This is a genomic window from Wolbachia endosymbiont (group B) of Sphaerophoria taeniata, assembly GCF_947179355.1.
Taxonomy (GTDB): Bacteria; Pseudomonadota; Alphaproteobacteria; order Rickettsiales; family Anaplasmataceae; genus Wolbachia.
In genome coordinates this window covers 618794-639001 of sequence record NZ_CAMXAW010000003.1, presented here as the reverse complement: position 1 = coordinate 639001, position 20208 = coordinate 618794, and the positions used below count along the sequence as shown (strand labels likewise).

At 35.0% G+C, this 20208-nt stretch carries 19 protein-coding genes; 13 read left to right on the top strand and 6 right to left on the bottom strand.

Going from position 1 to position 20208, the window contains the following annotated elements; genetic code table 11:
• Positions 1–6 precede the first annotated feature (6 nt).
• Positions 7–324, top strand: coding sequence for a DMT family transporter (locus ONG75_RS07035; RefSeq protein WP_010403511.1), 318 nt, complete (start codon positions 7–9; stop codon positions 322–324).
• Between the two features lie 16 nt (positions 325–340).
• Here ONG75_RS07035 and ONG75_RS07030 read toward each other — a convergent pair whose 3' ends face one another.
• Positions 341–865 (bottom strand): hypothetical protein, encoded by a 525-nt coding sequence (locus ONG75_RS07030; RefSeq protein WP_264376109.1) that lies wholly within the window; start codon positions 863–865, stop codon positions 341–343.
• A 384-nt stretch (positions 866–1249) separates the two neighbouring features.
• Between ONG75_RS07030 and ONG75_RS07025 the strand changes: the two genes are divergently transcribed.
• From ONG75_RS07025 to tnpC, 9 genes are all read left to right on the top strand, one after another.
• Complete coding sequence (locus ONG75_RS07025) at positions 1250–2485, top strand: MFS transporter (protein ID WP_264376108.1); 1236 nt, start codon at positions 1250–1252, stop codon at positions 2483–2485.
• On the top strand, positions 2457–3734 hold the full coding sequence (gene glyA, locus ONG75_RS07020; protein WP_264376107.1) for a serine hydroxymethyltransferase: 1278 nt from the start codon (positions 2457–2459) through the stop codon (positions 3732–3734). Before ONG75_RS07025 ends, glyA begins: the two co-directional genes overlap by 29 nt.
• A 79-nt stretch (positions 3735–3813) precedes the next feature.
• Complete coding sequence (locus tag ONG75_RS07015) at positions 3814–5001, top strand: phosphoglycerate kinase (protein WP_264376184.1); 1188 nt, start codon at positions 3814–3816, stop codon at positions 4999–5001.
• A gap of 49 nt (positions 5002–5050) precedes the next feature.
• The gene (locus tag ONG75_RS07010) at positions 5051–5878 is read left to right on the top strand and encodes an EndoU domain-containing protein (RefSeq protein WP_264376106.1); all 828 of its coding nucleotides are present in this window, start codon (positions 5051–5053) and stop codon (positions 5876–5878) included.
• 74 nt (positions 5879–5952) lie between these two features.
• Complete coding sequence (locus ONG75_RS07005; protein WP_264376105.1) at positions 5953–7419, top strand: N-acetylmuramoyl-L-alanine amidase; 1467 nt, start codon at positions 5953–5955, stop codon at positions 7417–7419.
• Between the two features lie 1242 nt (positions 7420–8661).
• Complete coding sequence (locus ONG75_RS07000; protein WP_264376104.1) at positions 8662–9072, top strand: hypothetical protein; 411 nt, start codon at positions 8662–8664, stop codon at positions 9070–9072.
• A gap of 60 nt (positions 9073–9132) precedes the next feature.
• Positions 9133–9399 carry a hypothetical protein gene (locus tag ONG75_RS06995; protein ID WP_264376103.1) on the top strand — a complete coding sequence of 89 codons (267 nt, stop codon included), beginning with the start codon at positions 9133–9135 and terminating at the stop codon, positions 9397–9399.
• A gap of 207 nt (positions 9400–9606) precedes the next feature.
• The gene (gene rpe, locus ONG75_RS06990) at positions 9607–10287 is read left to right on the top strand and encodes a ribulose-phosphate 3-epimerase (RefSeq protein ID WP_264376102.1); all 681 of its coding nucleotides are present in this window, start codon (positions 9607–9609) and stop codon (positions 10285–10287) included.
• A gap of 108 nt (positions 10288–10395) precedes the next feature.
• Positions 10396–11778, top strand: a complete 1383-nt coding sequence (gene tnpC / locus ONG75_RS06985) for an IS66 family transposase (RefSeq protein WP_264375454.1) — start codon at positions 10396–10398, stop codon at positions 11776–11778.
• A 100-nt stretch (positions 11779–11878) separates the two neighbouring features.
• On the opposite strand, the gene pnp is transcribed toward tnpC, so the two are convergent.
• Genes pnp through truB form a run of 3 tightly spaced genes read right to left on the bottom strand, consistent with a single transcriptional unit; the run spans position 11879 to position 15493 of the window.
• Positions 11879–14155, bottom strand: a complete 2277-nt coding sequence (pnp, locus tag ONG75_RS06980) for a polyribonucleotide nucleotidyltransferase (RefSeq protein WP_264376101.1) — start codon at positions 14153–14155, stop codon at positions 11879–11881.
• Positions 14156–14169: 14 nt separating this feature from the next.
• Entirely contained in the window at positions 14170–14442 is a 273-nt protein-coding gene (gene rpsO, locus ONG75_RS06975) for a 30S ribosomal protein S15 (RefSeq protein ID WP_007302237.1), read from the bottom strand.
• Positions 14443–14449: 7 nt separating this feature from the next.
• Positions 14450–15493: a tRNA pseudouridine(55) synthase TruB gene (truB, locus tag ONG75_RS06970; RefSeq protein WP_264376100.1), complete on the bottom strand. Its 1044-nt coding sequence runs from the start codon at positions 15491–15493 to the stop codon at positions 14450–14452.
• Between the two features lie 133 nt (positions 15494–15626).
• On the opposite strand from truB, the gene ONG75_RS06965 reads away from it, so the two are divergent.
• The gene (locus tag ONG75_RS06965; protein ID WP_264376099.1) at positions 15627–16367 is read left to right on the top strand and encodes a hypothetical protein; all 741 of its coding nucleotides are present in this window, start codon (positions 15627–15629) and stop codon (positions 16365–16367) included.
• 63 nt (positions 16368–16430) lie between these two features.
• Here ONG75_RS06965 and ribD read toward each other — a convergent pair whose 3' ends face one another.
• Both ribD and ONG75_RS06955 read right to left on the bottom strand, forming a co-directional pair.
• Complete coding sequence (gene ribD, locus ONG75_RS06960) at positions 16431–17639, bottom strand: bifunctional diaminohydroxyphosphoribosylaminopyrimidine deaminase/5-amino-6-(5-phosphoribosylamino)uracil reductase RibD (protein WP_264376098.1); 1209 nt, start codon at positions 17637–17639, stop codon at positions 16431–16433.
• On the bottom strand, positions 17639–18820 hold the full coding sequence (locus tag ONG75_RS06955) for a deoxyguanosinetriphosphate triphosphohydrolase (RefSeq protein WP_264376097.1): 1182 nt from the start codon (positions 18818–18820) through the stop codon (positions 17639–17641). Before ONG75_RS06955 ends, ribD begins: the two co-directional genes overlap by 1 nt.
• 47 nt (positions 18821–18867) lie before the next feature.
• Between ONG75_RS06955 and ONG75_RS06950 the strand changes: the two genes are divergently transcribed.
• Positions 18868–19314 (top strand): HesB/IscA family protein, encoded by a 447-nt coding sequence (locus ONG75_RS06950; RefSeq protein WP_007302232.1) that lies wholly within the window; start codon positions 18868–18870, stop codon positions 19312–19314.
• Between the two features lie 26 nt (positions 19315–19340).
• Complete coding sequence (locus ONG75_RS06945; protein ID WP_264376096.1) at positions 19341–20015, top strand: ABC transporter ATP-binding protein; 675 nt, start codon at positions 19341–19343, stop codon at positions 20013–20015.
• Positions 20016–20208: the final 193 nt, after the last annotated feature.

Below are 20208 nucleotides of genomic sequence, written 5' to 3'. Positions count from 1 at the left end.
TGATTTATGGCTTGGGTGTATTTGCTATTAGCTGGTTTGGTTGAAATAATATGGACCACAGCACTGAAATATAGCAATGGCTTTACTCGTGTTATACCTGTAGTAATTATTTTAGTTAGCGGTTCTGTGAGTCTTTACTGGCTATCGTTAGCAATGAAGTCTATTCCTCTTGGAACATCTTATGCAGTTTGGACTGGTATAGGCTCTATAGGTGCAGCGATAATAGGAATAATGTTTTTTAATGACCCAGTAAATTTTGGGCGTTTATTTTCCCTTGCTTTGGTAGTGCTGGGTATCATAGGATTAAAAGTATTTTCCAATTAGGAAAAGTTAAGTACGTCTATTTTACCACCTCAGGACTTTCTACTAAAGTTGCTTTGGATTTTTCAGTTCTCGAAGAGGGCATTCCTATTGATTTAGAAAGTACCTTTCTAATGTTCAATATTTCATTTTTCTCATTTTGTTGAGTTAAGTTAATGTCGTTTATTTTATTCACTAAATCTTTTCCTTCCTTTAAAATTTTTAAATCGCTTTCGTTGATATGATGTTCATTTTTAAATTCTGCAACGATTTCTTTCTTCTTTGGATGAGTATTCAGAAATTCTAATATCTGGTGTTTAGCAACAGCTTGAATAAATTTCTTATCGTGAAATATTGAATTGTTATGTAGTTCTTCTAGGCTTTTATCATATTGTTTTGCTTCGTTTACAGTAAGTTTTATTATTTCTTCTGCGCTACTTAAAAGTTCCCTGTATAACTTGTCGTATCTATTGCCTGTGTGTGCGGCGAATGTTTGTTCAATGTATTTTGTTATGTAGTTTTGTAGCGTATTGTCTATTGTACCTATGTACCTATGTTCATTCACTCACCTTGCTTTTATATTATATTTTACACACAAAAAGGTTAATATTTAGTTAACTACAGCGTTTCTGATACTGAATTTCATTAAAAATTATATTATTTAAAGTATAATCGGTATCACGAAATAAAAGCGTAAGTAAAATGAATTTTGTAACAAAACTAAAACTTATAGTAAAAAAAATAAAGCTTAAGATGAACAAGGGTAAAATTATAAAAATCCTTATCATCTGTGGTATAATTTTTTTCATATACCTTATCCATGAACCAGTTATAGATATGCTAAAAGGTCTCTTTTAAGAAAGATACTCGGATTAGAGTAGCTATTTACAAAAGTGTTGCTCCTTGCTGATAAAATACCTATAATTCTGTTTTTTAGGTAATATTAGGATTGCAGAGAAACTTTTTCATATGGTTGCTAGCATCACTATTTTATGCATACCAGTATATATTACGTGTAATTCCAAATATAATCGCGCCTGAATTAATAACGAAATTTAACATAAGTATTACAGATGTTGGTCAATTTGGTGGGCTATATTATATAGGCTATACGCTTGCTCACATACCTGTTGGTCTTGCCCTTGATAGATTTGGGCCAAAGTTTGTTTTGCCTGCATGTATTGTCTTAACGTTTGCTGGGACATTACCACTAATATGCTTTGATGAGTGGTATTACTCAATACTTGGTAGAATGATTGTTGGAGTTGGGTCATCTGCTTCGGCAATTGGGCTCTTTAAAGTTGCAAGTATGTATTTCTCACAAGAAAAATCAGCAAGGATGGCTAGTTTATCTATAATAATAGGGTTACTGGGAGCTATTTATGGTGGATTACCTCTAGACTTTTTGCTCAATAAATTTGGTTGGAATTATGTTATATACACTTTCTCAGCGTTTGGTTGCTTGCTCGCCCTACTTTTATTCTTAATAACGCCAAACAGTAACATAGAGGAGAGTAGAAATGACAACATACTTCAAGATTTAAAGACTGTACTTTTCAATAAACATATCATTCTAATCAGCTTTTTTGGGGGCTTGATGGTTGGGCCACTAGAAGGTTTTGCTGATGGTTGGGCAAAAGCGTTCTTATGTGAAGCATATCAAATGACCGGAGATTTGGCATCTTCACTTTCCTCTCTCATGTTCATAGGCATGGGGGCTGGATCATTCTTTCTCGCTTATTTACTGGAGAAGTATCCAGACAAACATTACGAGGTGATTATTGCGTGTTCTTTTGCAATGATCGCTAGCTTTCTTTTGCTTTTTACACAAGTTGGCGGTTTATATATTGCATTACCTACACTTCTTGTTATCGGCTTTGCATCTGGGTATCAGGTAATTACTATTTACAAGGCAATAAGTTATGTAAACAATAACTTGGTAGGCTTGGCCACAGCTGTATCAAACATGATAGTTATGGTTTTTGGCTATTTTTTTCATACTGGAATTGCAAAAATAATAGACTTATGTTGGAATGGAACGGTAATACAAGGAAATCCTTTGTATGGTACTGATTTGCTGGTAAAAGCAATATCAATTATTCCTGTATGTCTGCTTTTGGCTGTTTTTGGATTTATGTGGTTAAGGAAAAGGTCTTATGACAATTGCTTCAGAAAGGATTTGTAACTCTGAAAATAATTTAAAGTCTTTTGATAATGAAGTTTATCTCTCTATAGAGAAGGAACTGCAGCGTCAAAGATCGCAGTTGCAATTGATTGCATCGGAGAATTTTGCAAGTAAAGCAGTGATGGAAGCACAGGGTTCTTTTCTGACTAATAAATATGCAGAAGGTTATCCTGGTAAAAGATATTACTGTGGCTGTGAGTATGTAGATGAAGTTGAAAATCTGGCTATAGAAAGGCTTTGTAAGCTATTTGGTGTTAAATTTGCAAATGTTCAACCTCATTCTGGTTCTCAGGCAAATCAAGCAGTGTTTGCTTCACTGCTTGCTCCGGGTGATACAATACTTGGATTGTCACTGAACTGCGGTGGACATTTAACTCATGGTGCAGCACCAAACCTTTCTGGTAAGTGGTTTAAGTCGATTCAGTATACAGTTAATAGAGACACTTACCTGCTTGATATGGATGAGGTGGAAAGGCTAGCGCTGGAGCATAAACCAAAATTAATTATTGCTGGTGCTTCTGCTTATCCAAGAAAAATAGATTTCGAGCGCTTTCGTGAAATTGCGAATAAAGTTGGTGCATATCTGCTTGCAGATATTGCTCACTATTCAGGGCTTATTGCTGCAGGTTGTTACCCATCACCTGCCAAATATGCGCATATTATAACTTCTACAACTCACAAGACTCTACGTGGTCCTCGTGGTGGAGTGGTGATGACAAATGATGAAGCGTTACATAAAAAAATTCAGTCTGCAGTTTTTCCAGGATTGCAAGGTGGGCCACTTATGCATGTGATAGCTGCAAAAGCTGTTGCATTTAAGGAAGCATTAGCGCCAGAGTTTAAAACTTATAGTAAAAAAGTTGTAGAAAATGCAAAAGTGTTAGCTCAAGCGCTGCAAGGGCATGGGCTGAACATTATAACTGGCGGCACTGACTCTCATATAGTGCTAGTTGATTTAAGATCACGGAAATTGACTGGAAAAGACGTTGTGAATAGCCTTGAAAGAGCTGGCATTACCTGCAATAAAAACTCCGTGCCATTTGACACAGAAAAACCAACCATTACTTCAGGGCTCCGTTTTGGTACCGCTGCTGAGACAACACGCGGACTTGAGAAAGAAGATTTTAGAGAAGTAGCTAATCTAATAAATGAAGTAATTCAGGGATTAATTGATGGAAATAGCCCTGATGTTGAAAAAGCAGTGAAAAATAAAGTTGAAAGTATTTGTAGTAATTTTCCTATTTATTAATTTGTTTAGCATTGGAATTTCCTTCCTTTACTTTGGATTAAACTATTGTATAGTGATTTTATAGCTCTTTAATTTTATGATAAATGTACCTAGCATAGAGAGTTGTGATTTTCACAATAAAAATGTTCTGCTCAGGGTTGACTTCAATGTTCCTATAAAAAATGGAAGAATTTGTGATGCCACTCGTATTTTGAGAGCGCTACCTACCATTCAGTATTTGGCAAATGCGGGTGCAAAAGTTATTGTTATCTCACATTTTGGGCGTCCAAAAGCCAAAGACAGTAACTTATCACTAAAAAACGTAGTTGAAACTTTATCGCGGCTGCTAAGCAAAGAAGTGAAATTTATTGATGATTGTATTGGTGAGAGAGTACAAAGAGCAATAAATGCGATGGATGGAGGAGATATAATATTACTAGAGAATCTGAGGTTTTATAAAGAAGAAGAGCAGAATGATTCAAATTTTGCTAAACAATTAGCATCTCTAGCAGATATATATATAAATGATGCGTTTTCTTGCTCTCACAGAGCTCACGCTTCTATTTCACGCATTACGGAATTTTTACCTTCTTATGCAGGATTTTGCTTGCAAGATGAGCTAAAGTATCTTGAGCAAGCTATATCGTTTGACGCTAAACCTATTACTGCGATAGTTGGTGGAGCTAAAATATCAACTAAAATAAAAATGCTTATAAAGCTAGCAGAAAAGGTTGATTACCTTATTCTGGGCGGCGCAATTGCTAATAATTTTTTGTTATTTAATAAAGTTAATATAGGCAAGTCTTTTTTTCAAAATGGCGTTGATGATCTTCTGCACGATATTGTTGAGACGGCAAATAAAAACAATTGCAAAATAGTTGTGCCAGAAGACGTTTTGGTTGCAGTAAATTCTGATTATAGCACTGGCGTTTTAAGAAAAATTGAATCCATTTTGGACGGTGATATAATTTTAGATATCGGACCTCAAACTTTAAGCACAATAAGCGGTATAATAGCAAGCAGTAAAACTCTGCTGTGGAACGGACCTATTGGTGTTTTTGAACATTCAGCTTTTGCAAATGGTACAGTAGAGGTGATGAGAGTAGTAAGTGATTTGACACACGAAGGAAAATTAACCAGTGTAATAGGGGGAGGAGATAGCCTATCTGCAGTAAATGCTGCAGGTCTTGCCGATAAAGATTTTACATATATTTCAACTGGTGGGGGAGCGTTTTTAAGTTGGCTAAGTGGTGATGAGATGCCAGGACTGCGATCAACATTAGATTAAAACTTTTTTAAGTTGTTGCTTATACCCTAGCTTCTTTATGAATATGATTATGTCGAAAATAGCTAAGTTAATCTTGTGCTTGATAATACCAGTAATAGGATTTGTTTTTTACATTAAGGAGCATTATCTCAATGATGCAAATTCACAAATTGGCTTTGAGCCGTTTTTCAAAACAGATTCTTCAGATCCAGACTATATTCCACCACTTCCGGAGCTGACTGATTTTGATAGAGGAGTATTAAGAGTTTGTGGAGATTGGGGAACACACCCTGATGAAGAAGATTTTAGAATTTTGCTCGATTGTCCGCAGCATCAAGAAGTGGTGAAAAGGATATACGATAAGCTCGATCATCAAGTGGCTACACCAAATGCAGGCTTGGGGTTATTTAAAGATGAATTGACTAAGATTTGGTTTACAAATAGCGGAGTTGAGAAAGAAACTATAGGATTTGGACATATTTTTTGTGGTGAACCAGATAGATTGGGACTTGGTGGTATGCATTTTGTAGGTAGATATGTTGAAGCTCAAGAAAATAAGTGGGCGGGTGCAATTTGGGGTAATAAATCTCTGTGCAATAAATTAGATATTAAGCCACCTGTTTACACGTTTGGAATGAAATACTTAGGTAAGGGTGGAGAAGTAAAAGTTAAGTGCCCAAATGGGTATGCACATAACCTTCATGCTGATGATATTTTAGTTTCTGCAACTAAGGCGTTTAAGGAATTGGGAAAAGATGGAATGTGTCTGTATAAAATGGAAGATGCCAATTATCAATCAGTGTTTGTGAGAAAGAATGACGCTATACTTACGTTCTATCCTGACTTAACACCAAAATGTAATGATAAAAGTACTAATTGTAGCTGTAGCAAGCCTTGATTAGCTAAAAAAAAGTAAACATTTTATGCGTATTATGTTAATTTAGTTATATTGTGGGCAATTTGTAAAGCTGCATGAGACTTATAGTAAAAAAATGTTTGTCTGTTTTATTTCTGTTGCTGCTTGTAGCGCCTCTTGTATATGGACAGCAATCTTGCTTAATTGATATCGAGAACGATTTTCAAGATTTGAAAACATCATTAAAGAATCCAATATTTTTAGATCCTGCACCAAGTTCAAATTATGATGATAGAGAAAGCAAAAAAGTGTTGATGGTGGTGGTGCATCATACCGAATCACCAACATTAAAAAGCACAAAATGCGCATTAAATTCTTCAGGTATATCAGTACAGCTTATTGTTGATAGGGATGGTAGCATTACTCTGATGGTTCCACTCGAAAAACGAGCGTGGCATGCTGGTATAAGTTATGCGAAAGTTCAAGTAGATAATGTGATTGAAGAGCTACGAAAACTGAATGATTATTCTATAGGTATAGAGATTGTAAACACAGGGCTTGAGCCTTTTCCAGAAGAGCAAATGAAATCTGTTAAAGATCTGATTTTGTACCTCATGAAGCGCTTTAAGATTAGAAAAGATATGATATTTAGTCACGCTGAAATAGGTACTATAGTATATAACTCAGCCATTGAAGGCTACGCAATGCGTAAACCTGACCCACATAAGTTGTTTGATTGGGAGTTATTGGAGAGAAATGGCATTGGACTGCATATAGGTGATAGAATCAGTTCTCAAGACGCAAGACAAAAAGTAGAAGAGGTTTTATATAAGGTAGGCGATAAGAGTGAAAGTATTTTGAAATTAAAAAAAAGGTTGAACAATTTTTTTTATAAAATACTGCCTTGGAATGATAAAGAAGGTAACGCTGACAATAATGTTGATTACTCAAATGAGTTTGATGAGAATTTTGCGTGGGTTATTAATCAGTTTTCAATGCATCATTTGCCGAAAGAGATTAGAAAAGACTTGCCTCTAAAATTAGAACAGGAAGATATTTTGCCTGAATTTTTAAGCGAATATGGCAATTGTATTTTCAACAGATTCACATCTTTTAATAATAAAATTGAATCAAGTTTACAACCAACATTTTTGAATGAAGAGGATTACAAGCGTTTATTATCTTCTCTTGCAGAATATGAAAATAATATTTCTTCTAGTGCATTTGCTACGCTCATGTACAAGATTAAGCTATATTACGACTCTTATCTAAGGTATAATATAAGATCCTCGCTTTATATTCCATTTAAGCTTAATTCATTTGAGAAGCTAGATGTTTTAAAGAATGAAATATTGTCTTTTAAGTCTATAAGCCCTGAAAAGGCTATAGAAGTCTCGAATTTAATTAATGGGTTTAGGTCGAAAATTTCACCTGATTTCCAAAATTTTGAAAAACAATGGTTCCAAGAATTTAAGGACACTTGGAAACAAAAGTTTATACCGAATATGGAAAAGCAAATGTCTTGGACTGCGCTGCATGAAACTGTGTTGGAATATTTAGAAGAGGCGAAGAAAGAAGTCTAATGAGTATTACAATGGCCAGATGTATGGGCAGAGGAAAATATTGGATGAATTACAAGCACTACGTTTTTTTACTTATGCTAACAATTTTTTGTGGTGAAAACTATTTACAGCTCAAGATAATTCAAAGGTTAGGATTGTACGTAAAGTATTAAAAAATTTGTATCCATTTAGCAAAGTAGTGAAATAAGGTAGATGGGAAAAGACAACTAAATGGGTGTCATGAAAGTAACTGATACTGATTTCTGTAATTATCAGAAACGTTATATTTTAGCATAACTTTTATGCTTGCAAATTTACTGGATGCCAGTGTCTGAGCACTGGCATGACATCTATCATTTTGTGTTTATAGTATTTTTTGCAAATAAATGTTCATAGTTGTGGCATAAAGTGGAAAATGCCTTAGTTATTGTACAAGTGTGATTTTGAAAAGACTCTTGTAAAAACTTATTTTTCTCTTTTATCTAGGTTTTACCTTAAATTGGTATCTGTTCAGCAGAGTGGCAAAATAGGAGCCAGTAATCGGTAAGTGTAACAAACTTATTGTTAACCAGGCCATAGAAAGTTTATATGTGAAAACAGTCCAAAAGTGGCAGGCAGCAACAATAAAGTACACTAATGGCGTTGCTACCGATTATTTGTTGGCTTGTAATATGTGAGAGAAAGTTAATATATAGGTATAATATTTGTTTATGCGAGCAGATGTAGTTCATGATATAAGAAGCGTGTATAGAGAATACAGGCAATATCAATACTTATACCTATTATTCAGCCTAGAAAGGACGCTAAAATTTGTTTAGCTGACTACTTTATCAGAAAGAAACAAGTACGTTAGCAGAATATGAGCACTATGAGTAATAAGTGGAAGAAGAAAGTTAAATATGAAACACGGTCTTATGTTAAATCCTTTTTCTATGGGTTAAAGCAAATATTTGTTAAAACACAAATCGGAGATAAATCGTAAAAAAGAGCTGAGTACCATTTGCTCAACAAATTTACTGATATAGATATAGCTGAGTTTAAATTAGCTGCACGAGTTTACTCCAATTTGCATACCTATAAAGTGTTATGTAACAAAGCAATCCAGAATTCGGATTTGAAACACAAACGATTCTTACTGTAAAATATTGATTATTATAGTATATGCTAGCTTAATGATAAATTAACCAATATACACTATAATAAAAGTTTGAAAAGGTTATCTATGTATGACTTTTGGAATTGTAATTTTTTACAGGAGTTGATATGAGCACTGATGAACAGAGTGGTGAAAATAACCTCAAAGTAATGAGCAGAATAGAGATCAAACACAAGCCTTCTACTTTTGAGGATATTAAAGAAAGAAATGTACGAGTTAAATACCTTCACGCAGCTCTAGATAAATGTAACAAAGATCTAAATGATGAATTTGTTCCTAAATTGGATAGTGTATTGGACAATAATCAAAAGTCTATTAGCAAACTGCATAATGACCTAGATGTGGAGAAAGGTAAAACGAGCCATATAATGGAAGTTATTAATCATAATGTCGCAGTTTTTCATAATATGAGGGATAGGTTAGAAAAATTAGAATTAGCAACATTTGATGATAGTGGCATAGATGAGGGATGGCGACCGCCACAGTTCAAAAGTTGTGAAAATGAATTATTCTTATAGTATAAGAATGTGCTAAATGACCCTGGACAAAACTGTAAGCCGGACCTACCGAGAGTTAAAGTGGTTAGAGGCCGAAAGAAAATGGTCGATGAAAAGAGGCTACAAAGAGAATTAGATTTTATCACAAGCAGTGTAGAAAGTTTTTCCTCTGATGTTGAATCAGAGCTTAATCAGGCAGATTGGGAAACTAAACTTGATATAATAAGAAAATTAGTTCAACGCATTGAAGTTGATGATGATAACGTGCATGTAGTGTTTAGATTGAAAGAACTTGCTCTCTCGAAAGGCAAAAACGGGATTCCAGTGTCACGCACTGGAATGACATGATGGGAACTGAAATAACAAGAAGGGAAGCACTAGAAAGAAATGGGTGTCATGAAAGTAGCTGAAACTAGCATTCAGCAAATTTATTGCAAATAAGACTTAGCCATGCATCTGGAAGGATACAAAAATTTCTAAATGAGATTAATATAGTATTGGGATGACAGAGTTTAAAAAATAAGTTACTTTTTTATTTTTGGTAGAAAGTAACCCATGGGTATTAAAATTGCACCTTCTATACTTTCAGCAGACTTTGCAGAATTAGGGGAGGAAGTAAAAAGAATTAATGACTTAGGTGCGGATTATATACACATAGACGTTATGGATGGGAATTTCGTTCCAAATATTACAATTGGTCCGAATGTTATCTCTGCAATACGTAAATATAGCAATCTTCCTTTTGATGTACACTTAATGATTAAATCTCCTGGTGACCATATTGAAAGCTTTATAAATGCTGGTGCTGATATTATCACTATACATGCAGAAGCAGAGATACATCTTGAGAGGCTAGTAAAAAGGATAAAATCATATAAAAACATAAATGATACAAAAAAAACAATACAAGTTGGAGTTTCAATTGTCCCTTCAACTTCTCCAAGCGTGCTTGAGTATATAATACATGAGCTAGATATTGTGCTAATTATGACAGTTAATCCTGGATTTGGAGGACAAGAGTTTATTCATTTGCAGCTGCACAAGATATCTATTATAAAGAAAATGATACAGGACCGTAACCTTAAAACGCAAGTTTCAGTAGATGGTGGAGTTAACTTTTCTAACGCAGCTGATATAATAAAAGCAGGTGCAAATATATTAGTTGCTGGATCAGCAATATTTAAAGCTGAAGACATGAAAAAGGCTATAAACGATCTTAAAAATCTTTCGTTATAACCCTACAGATAACACAAACCATTTTTGTTAGTATCCGTTCAGCGGAGTGGCAGAATAAGGTAGACAAGGTGATCTAAAAAGATAATCATAGAGCAAAAGTGAGGTAATGTGGTAAACCTTTTAGAGCTTTGCAAAAATTTACAGCAAAAAATAGAAAAGTTAGAAGCAAAAATAGAAAAGCTGGAAAGGGAGAATGAAAGTTTAAAAGCAGAGAACAAGGCTTTAAAGATAGAGAACGCTGAATTAAAGGAAAGGCTTGGTTTAAACTCGAAAAATTCATCTCTACCAAGCTCTAGAGAGTTGTACAAAATAAAAAAGGACAAGCCAAAGAGCGACAGAAACGTTGGTGGTCAGGTTGGTCATAAAGGAAGTTTTCGCGCCAAAATGGATGCAGATGAGGTGATAAAAGTAAAGTTGTCATCTACTTGTGAATGCGGAGGAGGGATTGCAATATGCAATGGACCGTACATTCATCAAAAAGTTGATCTTCCGGAAATTAGGCCTTATGTAGTGGAATATCAGATGGAGCATGGTCGTTGCCGGAGATGCGGAAAAAGAAGAAGCAGTAAGTTACCAGAAGGTGTTACGTCAGATACATTTGGTCCAAGGGTTAAGTCAATAATTGCAGCGTTCAGCGGATTCTACAAAAATTCAAAACGCGAAATAGCGAGTGTCGTAAATGATATCTTCAATTTGAACATAAGCGTCGTTAGCATATCAAATAGTGAACATAGAGTTGCTTCAAAATGCAAAAAAATGTATGAGCAGATCGAACAAGAGATAAGTAGGAGTAAAGTTCTACATATTGATGAAACGAGCCATTATAACAAAGGTAAACTCGCTTGGTGTTGGATGTTTGCAAGCAATACGGCAAGTTTTGTGAAGTTGACAGAGTCAAGAGGAATGAAAGTTTTAAAAAATAACGCATGCTGCAATCATAATAGCTTAGTGGTAACCGACAGGTACGCAGTATACAATTACTTTGCTGATGAAAAAAGGCAAATCTGCTGGGCACACTTAGCAAGGGATTTTGAAAGATTAGCGCATAGTTGGAATATTGAAGTCAAAGTTCTTGGCTGTTACTTAAGAAATGTAGCTACTGAATTATTTGCACTAAAAAAGGCTTTGCTAAAAAATGAGATAGATGTTTTTAGATTTGCCAGACGTGCCAGAAAGTTGCGAAAACGTACAAGGTATTACTTGAAGGAAATATCCTACTTACCTGAAGCAATTGGAGCCTCTCGAGTTGCGAAAAATATTTTGAAATCTGAAAGAATGATGTGGAATTTTTTAGATGACCCAAAAAACATTCCGCTGACAAACAACCATGCTGAACAGCAGATACGGCATTATGTCGTTTACCGCAAAAATTCGTATTTTACACAATCAAAGCGGGGAAATGCATTCCTTGAACGGATAATTTCGTTATACTTAACATGGAAACAAAGGGGTCTCAATCCTTTCCAAAACCTCTTATCTATTGTTTCTTAAACCACTCTCCTGAACGGATACTTTTTGTTATCTTGTCAGTTTTAAAAATTCCTATTATCCCAGTGCTTCGACACTGAGATAATAGAAAGTAAGTTCAACCTCAATAGAAACCTGATGATGAGTCATTATTACCAAATTTTGGTCTGTTTCTATTACTAAAACCAGAACGAGGACGAGTAGGTCTATTACTATGATAATTATCTCCAGGTTTTTTATTAAACGAGTTGTTATAATAATTATCCCTATTATTTAAACCATCTCTCCTTTCTTCATTGTAAAGCTTACCTTCAAAAAATTCACCTGTTTCTTGATCAACACGACGTCTTGATAATTTTGGACATCCACCTTTTTCAAAGTCAATTATCAAAGCTTTGAAGGTATCACCCTGTTTAAGTATATCCTCAATGGACTCTACATGTTGATTAGCTACCTCGCTTATATGCATTTTTCCTTTTCTTCCATTAAGAAGTTCTAGCTCTACAATAGACTTCTCTATCTTTACAACTTTAGCATCAATTATAGAACCTTGTTCTAGCTCTGTTATTGAATCAATCATCATATTCTTTGCAGCTTCAGCTTCAGTACTACTAATGGCAAAAACAGAAACTTTACCGTCATCCCCTATTTCAATTTTTGCATTACTTCTTTCACATACACTGCGTATATTTTTTCCTTTAGCACCAATAGCTGCAGAAATTTTATCTTTATCTATATAAAACGATAACACTCTTGGTACATGATCTTTTATATCCTTACGATGTTCTGAAATTACTGCATTCATTTTTTCTAAGATATGTAATCTTCCGACTTTTGCTTGTTCTAAAGATTTTTCAACAATTTCAAAGCTTATACCAGGAATTTTCATATCCATCTGCAGTGCTGTAATCCCTTCGCTAGTTCCTGCTACTTTGAAGTCCATATCACCAAGATAGTCTTCATCGCCCAGTATATCAGAAAGTATTATATGCTCATTTTTGTCTTTGATGAGACCCATAGCAATTCCTGCAACGGGAGCCTTTATTGGCACACCTGTATCCATTAATGCAATGGAAGTTCCACAAACTGTTGCCATAGAAGAAGAACCATCAGATTCCATAATCTCAGATACTACCCTTATTGTATAAGGAAATTCAGATTTATCAGGTAAAACAGGATGAATTGCTTTCCAAGCAAGTTTACCATGACCAATTTCTCTCCTTCCTGGTGCGCGTATAGCAGAAGCCTCTCCAACAGCAAATGGAGGAAAATTATAATGCAACATAAAATGTTCACGTCTATCCCCTTCAATGTCATCCACAATTTGCTCATCTTGTGTAGTACCAAGAGCAGTAACAACTAGTGCCTGAGTGGTACCCCTTGTAAATAGCGCAGAACCGTGAGTCTTGGGTAGAATGTCAGCCTCAATTTCTATCTGGCGTATTTCATCATACTTACGGCTGTCTATCCTCACACTTTTCCTTCTAATCATTTCACGCACTAAAGATCTTTCAAAGCTTTTTACTGCATAAGTAATTAACTTTTCGTCTTTTCCAGCCTCTTTAAGAGTATTCAATATATTATTCCTGACTACTTCTAGAGCTTGAACTCGCTCTTGTTTTACTGTTTTTGAATATGCTTCTTCAAAGTCTTTTCGATATTTTTCAAGTTCTTGAGTTATATCTGATATATCAACAGGAGCAAAGCTTTCAGGTTTATTGCCTACTGTATCAGCAAATTCTTTTATAAGCTTAATAACAGGTTGAAGATGTTCATGGCCGAATTTTATTGCACTCAAAACATTTTCTTCAGAGAGCTCTTTGACTTCCGATTCGACCATTAAGATCGAATTTTCATCACCAGACAAAAACAGATCCAAGTTGCTTGCCTTCATCTCTTGAACGGAAGGATTGAGTATATAATTGTTATTTTCATCACAACCGACCATAACTCCAGCTATAGTAAAGTGGAAAGGAACACCAGAAATTGCAAGAGCTGCGACGGTACCTATCAATGCTGGTACTTCAGGAGAATTGACCGTATCGTAAGTTAACAGATTACATACTACACTAATTTCATCATGAAAACCTTCAGGAAATAACGGCCTTATACTTCTGTCTATTACTCTTGAAATTAAAGTTTCTCTATCAGATGGTTTTCCTTCTCTTTTAAAAAAACCACCAGGAATCTTACCCATGGCATAACTTTTTGCAATAAACTGCACATTTAAAGGGAGAAAATCAACACTTTCTTCCTTCTTTTTTCGTACAACAGTGACTAAGATAGAAGTATCTCCATAATTTACAACTACTGAACCATCAGCTTGACGTGCTATTTTCCCAGTTTCTAAAGATAAGGTACGCCCCTCCCAATCTATAGATTTTTTTATAATTTCAAACATACAAAATTCCTCGATTATTTTCTAATGCCTAACTTCTCTATTAACTCTTGATAGGCTTCATTACCAAATTTACGTTTTATATAATTTAAGTGCTTGCGCCTTCTACCTATCAATATAAGTAAACCGCGCTTAGAATTATGGTCATGCTTATGCGCTTTAAAATGCTCAGTTAAATTACTGATCCTCTCGGTTAAAATTGCACACTGTACAAAAGATGAACCTGTATCATCTTCTTTAATTGCATATGTACTAATCAAACTTTTTTTCTTTTGGGATGTTATTGACATCTAAACCTCATTTCAAAATATTAAAAACACGAATAGGCTTCACACAACCATGAGTAAAACTGCAAATTGCAATAGGTACATTACCCACTATCGTACAAAAAATATCATAATTCTTTAAATTACGCAAGTTATTTAATATAATTTCTTGACCTTTTCTGATTTTCTCCGCTTCCTCTAAGGAAATTTCAACTTTGAACATCGATTTTAAAGCCGATTCAATGGGGATGATGAAGCCTTTTGTATTACCTCCATCATCTTCTGCCATCCCAGTGCTTGACACTGGGATCCAGTCTATTTCATCACGAACATTGTTTTTGACATATGCTCCTAGAATCTTTTGTCCATTACATGATTTGTAAGTATTTGTATCCAGTGTCAAGCACTGGGGAGAGTAAGTTGTTGTGTTTTTTTTAGTAAGTTGCTCAATTGTCACTGATTCATCTTCCTTAAAATCACCTACCATCGTTCTTCTTAATTTTGTAATGTGTCCAAAGCAATTTAATGTGACTCCAAGATCTCTTGCAATTGATCTTACATATACACCGCTACCGCAGATCATAGAAAAATCAGCACTATTATTTATAGTGTCCAAGAATATCAGCTTCAGTTCATGTATTTTAACTTGTCGAGGTTTTATATTTACCTTTTGCCCACTTCTTGCCAACTTATATGCTCTTGCTCCCTTGATTTTCACTGCTGAAAATTGAGGAGGAGTTTGTGTTATCTCACCAATAAAATCCTTAATCGCACAATTTATTTGGTTATATTCGGGTTTTATATCGCTAGTTCTAATGATATCACCACCCAAATCATCCGTAGTTGTTTGCTTTCCCCATTTGATTGTGAAATTGTATGCCTTTAAGTCACAAGATAAATACGGTATAGTTTTTGTTGCTTCACCAAGAGCGATTGGTAATACACCTGAAGCCAAAGGATCAAGTGTTCCCAGATGACCAGCTTTCTCAATTCCAAAGATCTTTTTAACTTGGGTTACAGCTTGTGCAGAACTCATTCCTGTTGGTTTATCAAGATTCAGCCAGCCATTTACCATGTATCAATCTTATATAATTAGTAACAATTTAAAAAGTAGATAAAACATCAAGTTATTAATAAAAATGCTTGATTAGTTTACATTCTCAATATATAATTAACTTTTTATAAACCTTAATTAGGAGGAAGTGATTATGACTGCAAGTATATGGAAACTAAAAAACACAGCACATATAACAAAAATGGGTATTGACTGTTTAGTTGCAGCTGCATCTTTAGCAGGAGCAATAACAGCAATATTAATTGCTACTAAAGTAATTGCTGGACCTGCGTCTTTAGCGCTTATTGCTAGCCCTGCTGGAATTGCAGTTCTATTTATTGCCGCTGTATATTTTGCTGCAGCAGCTTATGCTTCATATCAGCAAATGTATAAGAATGAAGAAATAGGAGTGAATGGTACAAATGGTAAGGATGGTAAAGATGGTAAAGATGGTAAAGATGGTAAAGATGGTAAAGATGGTAAAGATGCAGATTTCTCTGTTCTTCTTGGTGATGCAATAAAGAAAGGTGAAATTGTTGAAGAAAGTCAGAAATTAAATCTGAAACTTTCAAAAGATGATTATGAAGCATTAACAAATGGTAAAAATGTTAATGATGAAGTAACTCTGAATGTGTTGCTAAAAAATAAATCAGTTGAAGTTAAATTTAAACACGTTGATGTTGCTAACGATAATTATAAAGTACAATTAACTAGCGTAGATGATGAAAATCAGCTTGCTGGAATGAAAGAAAAGTTAGTTATGGATGCTGATTCTAAAACAGTTGCGGTAAGTAGTAAAGATATGAATGCTTTAAAAGCTGACGTAACAACTAAATTAGGAGAGGTTGCAGTAAATGCATTCTTATCAAAAATTGCTAATAGTAAGCAGCTTTAAATCGAGAAAAAAAGAGGTAGGTTCATCTCTACCTCTTTTCTCTATCATTCAAGTATGTAAAGGTTACGATAATCTATCCCACACCTCAACTACATCCTTACTAAACTCTATTATCTCTACTTTTTTAAATTGGTAACAGTTGTTGATGGATTGAATTCCTAAATTCCCTATAAAGGGAGTGGCATCATTGCCTAGAATTTTACCACTGCGACAGATTATTAACCTGTCGATTAAATTGTGCTTTAATAATTCTGTAATCAACACTCCTCCACCTTCAACTAATAACCTTGTTATGCCAATTTCTGAAACAAGTTTTGATGCCATGTCTTTGAGGCAGACTTTGCCAGCATTGTTTGAATTAACTACTAAGTAGTTAATGTTTTTTATTTTTTTCTTTACTTCATTGTTTGTAATTACCCAAGTTGAACCTCCTGTCATCCCAGTGCGTGACACTGGGATCCATTCTTCTTCTTTTTTTCTAGATTCCAGCGTCACGCGCTGGAATGACATCGAAAGGTATGCTGTTGGCTCTTTGCTTAAATCATGGTTATATAAGGTATCTGCAGTCTTTGCAATATTATGCTCTTCCTTCAATTTCCCTTGGCTATCGATAATTAGCCTTATTGGTGATCTATTTTCCAGCCCTGGTAATCTGCAAGTTAAGAGTGGATCGTCACTAACAAGGGTATTGCTGCCAATCATAATTGCATCATATTTTGCTCTGAGCTCATGTACCCAATTTCTCGTATCTTCACTTGTTATCCATTTGCTATCGCCTGTAAACGTTGCGATTTTTCCATCGAGAGTTGTTGCGATTTTGCAAGCTATGAATGGTCTATGGAGTTTCTTGGTGGTAAAAAAGCCAACATTCAGCTTCTCTGCTTCTTTCTGCATAATACCTTGCTTCACTTCAATTCCTGCTTCTTTCAGAGCTTTAATTCCTCCGCCTGAAACTCTACTATCTGGATCAATTGCTGCAATCACTACCTTTCTTATTCCTGATTTTATGATTTCTGCAGTGCAAGGTTCTGTAACTCCAAAGTGGCAGCATGGTTCGAGAGTGACGTACATAGTTGCACCATGAGTTAAGTCTTTAGCATTTTGTAAAGCAACTACTTCTGCATGTGGACGTCCACCGATTCCTGTGTAGCCTTCACCGATCACCATACCGTCTTTTACAATGACACATCCAACAGTGGGATTTGGTGCAACACTTCCAAGACTTTTTTCTGCAAGTTTTAATGCGATCGACATGAAATAATCTTCAGTCATTAGAAAGAAGTCATTTCGTATGAGGTATCAAAAATTCTTCTGTGCTCGTGTATGGCAAATCTATCTGTCATACCTGAGATATAATCACATATTATTACTGAACGCTGAGATTCACAGGCAAGCTTGTTCCACTCTGTGGGTAATAACCCTGGGTTTTCATAAAAACATTGAAAAAGCTCCTGTACTATACGTTTTGCTTTGTTCATTGTTCTGGTCAGTTTATAACTTCTGTATATTTTTTCCATGTTGAACTTTTTCATCTCTTTTGTGGCATTTGCAACTTCTGGTGAAAATGTGACTAGCATTTTATTTAGACCTCTTACATCTTCTACGCTTTTTATTTTGTAGTCTTTAATATTTTTTTCAGTCTGAAAAACGACATCATTTATCATAATTCCTATAGCTCTACTCAGTGATTCATGTATGAGTTTGCTTTGGGCCAATTCTGAATATTCGCTTTTTACTTCTTTGAACATTTTGCCAATTAAAGGAACATCGAGCAAATCTTCGATGGTTACTAAATTTGCCCTGAGTGCATCATCAAGATCATGAACACTATAAGCAATGTCATCAGCAATCGAAGCAACTTGTGCTTCAAGACTTGAAAATTCTTCAAGCTTTAGATCATATTTTTCATTGTATTCTAATAACAGCTGATTATTTGTTTGAGATACCGCATTTTGACCGAGTAAAGGACCGTTATGCTTTGCAACGCCTTCAATCACTTCCCAACTTAGATTCATACCATCAAAATCAGCATGTTTTTGTTCAAGATAAGTTAAAATCCTTATAGCTTGAACATTATGATCAAACTTATACTTCTCGTTATCAATTTGAACTAGAGCATTCTCACCTGTGTGACCAAATGGAGGATGACCAAGGTCATGTGCAAGCGCTATGCATTCGGTGATGTCCTCATCTAATCTGAGCCTGCGTGCGATGGATCTTGCAATTTGTGCAACTTCAAGGCTATGAGTTAGCCGAGTGCGATAGTAATCATGCTCATAATTGATAAAAACTTGTGTTTTGTATCCTAGTTTCCTAAACGCATTAGAGTGAATAATGCGGTCCCTATCACGCTGAAAACAGCTGCGATTTTTGTCTTCTGGCTCTTTGAAATTTCTTCCTTTTGTTTTATTTGGAAAGCACGCGTAACTTAATAGAAAATTATTGTTTGACATGTAAAATTTCTACTATAATAGGTTATCAATAATGAACGGTGGTTGTTATGTCAACAGATTACAATATTAGCTTAACTGACAATGCATTAAGGAAAATCCACTCCCTTGTAGAACAGGAAGGAGATGAGAGTTCTATTTTGCGGGTTGCAGTTTCAGGTGGTGGATGCTCTGGCTTCAAGTATAATTTTCTTATGGATCAAATAAATAAGAAGATGTCTTTGGATGACGATTTTGACGATGATGAAGACGACGATTTTGACGATGACGAAGATAGCGAGGATTATAGAAGCCACTCCAGTTTTAGTGAAAAAGGTAAAGATATAGTAATTAATGATGAGAATGGAAACCCTGTGTTAATGGTTGATAATTGTTCAGCGAAATTTTTAAATAACTCAACTATAGATTATACTGAAGATCTAAGTGGTTCTGGTTTTCAAATCAAGAATGCTCTCGCTAAGTCTCGATGTGGGTGTGGTAACAGTTTCTCGGTCTAATTCTCCCTCCTGGATCTTTTTATAATATGGGTGGTGGTGTAACACTAGAGCTAGCTTCTGTAAGTAAGAGCTTCAAAAAAAGTCCTGCTATTGTAGAAGATATCAACCTGAAGATTACAAGAGGGCAAGTAGTTGCATTGATTGGTAGTTCAGGATCAGGAAAAACAACTATATTGCAAATTGCGGGTCTATTGGATGAGCCAACTTTAGGTATAGTGACGATAGATGGAATAAATTGCACACAAGCCAGTAATAAGAATAAAACTCATGTAAGAAGAAATTTTCTTAGCTTTGTTTATCAATTTCACTATTTATTACAAGAGTTATCAGTGTTGGAAAACGTTATGCTTCCTCAGCTCATTGCAGGAAAAAGCAAAGCTGAAGCAAAAAAAAAATCGCAAGCAATATTAGAAAAATTTGGTCTGGAAAATAAAGCAAGTAGTATGGTATCTGAAATTTCTGGTGGAGAAAGGCAGAGGGTTGCAATTGCAAGAAGCATTGTAAACTCTCCAAAGCTTTTACTTGCAGATGAGCCAACGGGAAATTTAGACCCAACAAATTCTTTGAATGTATTTTTGCTGTTACATTCATATGTAAAGGAAAATAACAGCTCTATGCTTATAGTAACACACAACTATATCCTTGCAGAAAAAGCAGATCACATTTTTCAGTTAAAAAACCGATCATTAGTAAAGCTGTAAATGGAAGAAACAGTACAATACAAAGCTACCTATAACTTGTACTTATTTAACCAATGGTCATTAACAGAGTGTAATTCGCATGAAATGCTTTCATTATTTTTTATACACGGACTCTTTAACTTACGCTGTTTACTTAGAAAGCATCCTGACAGCATAAACATTGCTAAAACGAGAAATAATAATTGCCTAAACA

Coding starts and splice junctions, on each gene's coding strand:
- glyA (WP_264376107.1), top strand. CDS start 2,457: ATGACAATTGCTTCAGAAAGGATTTGTAACTCTGAAAATAATTTAAAG.
- ONG75_RS06950 (WP_007302232.1), top strand. CDS start 18,868: ATGTCAACAGATTACAATATTAGCTTAACTGACAATGCATTAAGGAAA.
- rpsO (WP_007302237.1), bottom strand. CDS start 14,442: ATGTCAATAACATCCCAAAAGAAAAAAAGTTTGATTAGTACATATGCA.
- ONG75_RS06955 (WP_264376097.1), bottom strand. CDS start 18,820: ATGTCAAACAATAATTTTCTATTAAGTTACGCGTGCTTTCCAAATAAA.
- ONG75_RS07005 (WP_264376105.1), top strand. CDS start 5,953: ATGAGACTTATAGTAAAAAAATGTTTGTCTGTTTTATTTCTGTTGCTG.
- ONG75_RS06965 (WP_264376099.1), top strand. CDS start 15,627: ATGACTGCAAGTATATGGAAACTAAAAAACACAGCACATATAACAAAA.
- ONG75_RS07000 (WP_264376104.1), top strand. CDS start 8,662: ATGAGCACTGATGAACAGAGTGGTGAAAATAACCTCAAAGTAATGAGC.
- ONG75_RS06945 (WP_264376096.1), top strand. CDS start 19,341: ATGGGTGGTGGTGTAACACTAGAGCTAGCTTCTGTAAGTAAGAGCTTC.
- ONG75_RS07035 (WP_010403511.1), top strand. CDS start 7: ATGGCTTGGGTGTATTTGCTATTAGCTGGTTTGGTTGAAATAATATGG.
- ribD (WP_264376098.1), bottom strand. CDS start 17,639: ATGACTGAAGATTATTTCATGTCGATCGCATTAAAACTTGCAGAAAAA.
- rpe (WP_264376102.1), top strand. CDS start 9,607: ATGGGTATTAAAATTGCACCTTCTATACTTTCAGCAGACTTTGCAGAA.
- pnp (WP_264376101.1), bottom strand. CDS start 14,155: ATGTTTGAAATTATAAAAAAATCTATAGATTGGGAGGGGCGTACCTTA.
- ONG75_RS07010 (WP_264376106.1), top strand. CDS start 5,051: ATGTCGAAAATAGCTAAGTTAATCTTGTGCTTGATAATACCAGTAATA.
- truB (WP_264376100.1), bottom strand. CDS start 15,493: ATGGTAAATGGCTGGCTGAATCTTGATAAACCAACAGGAATGAGTTCT.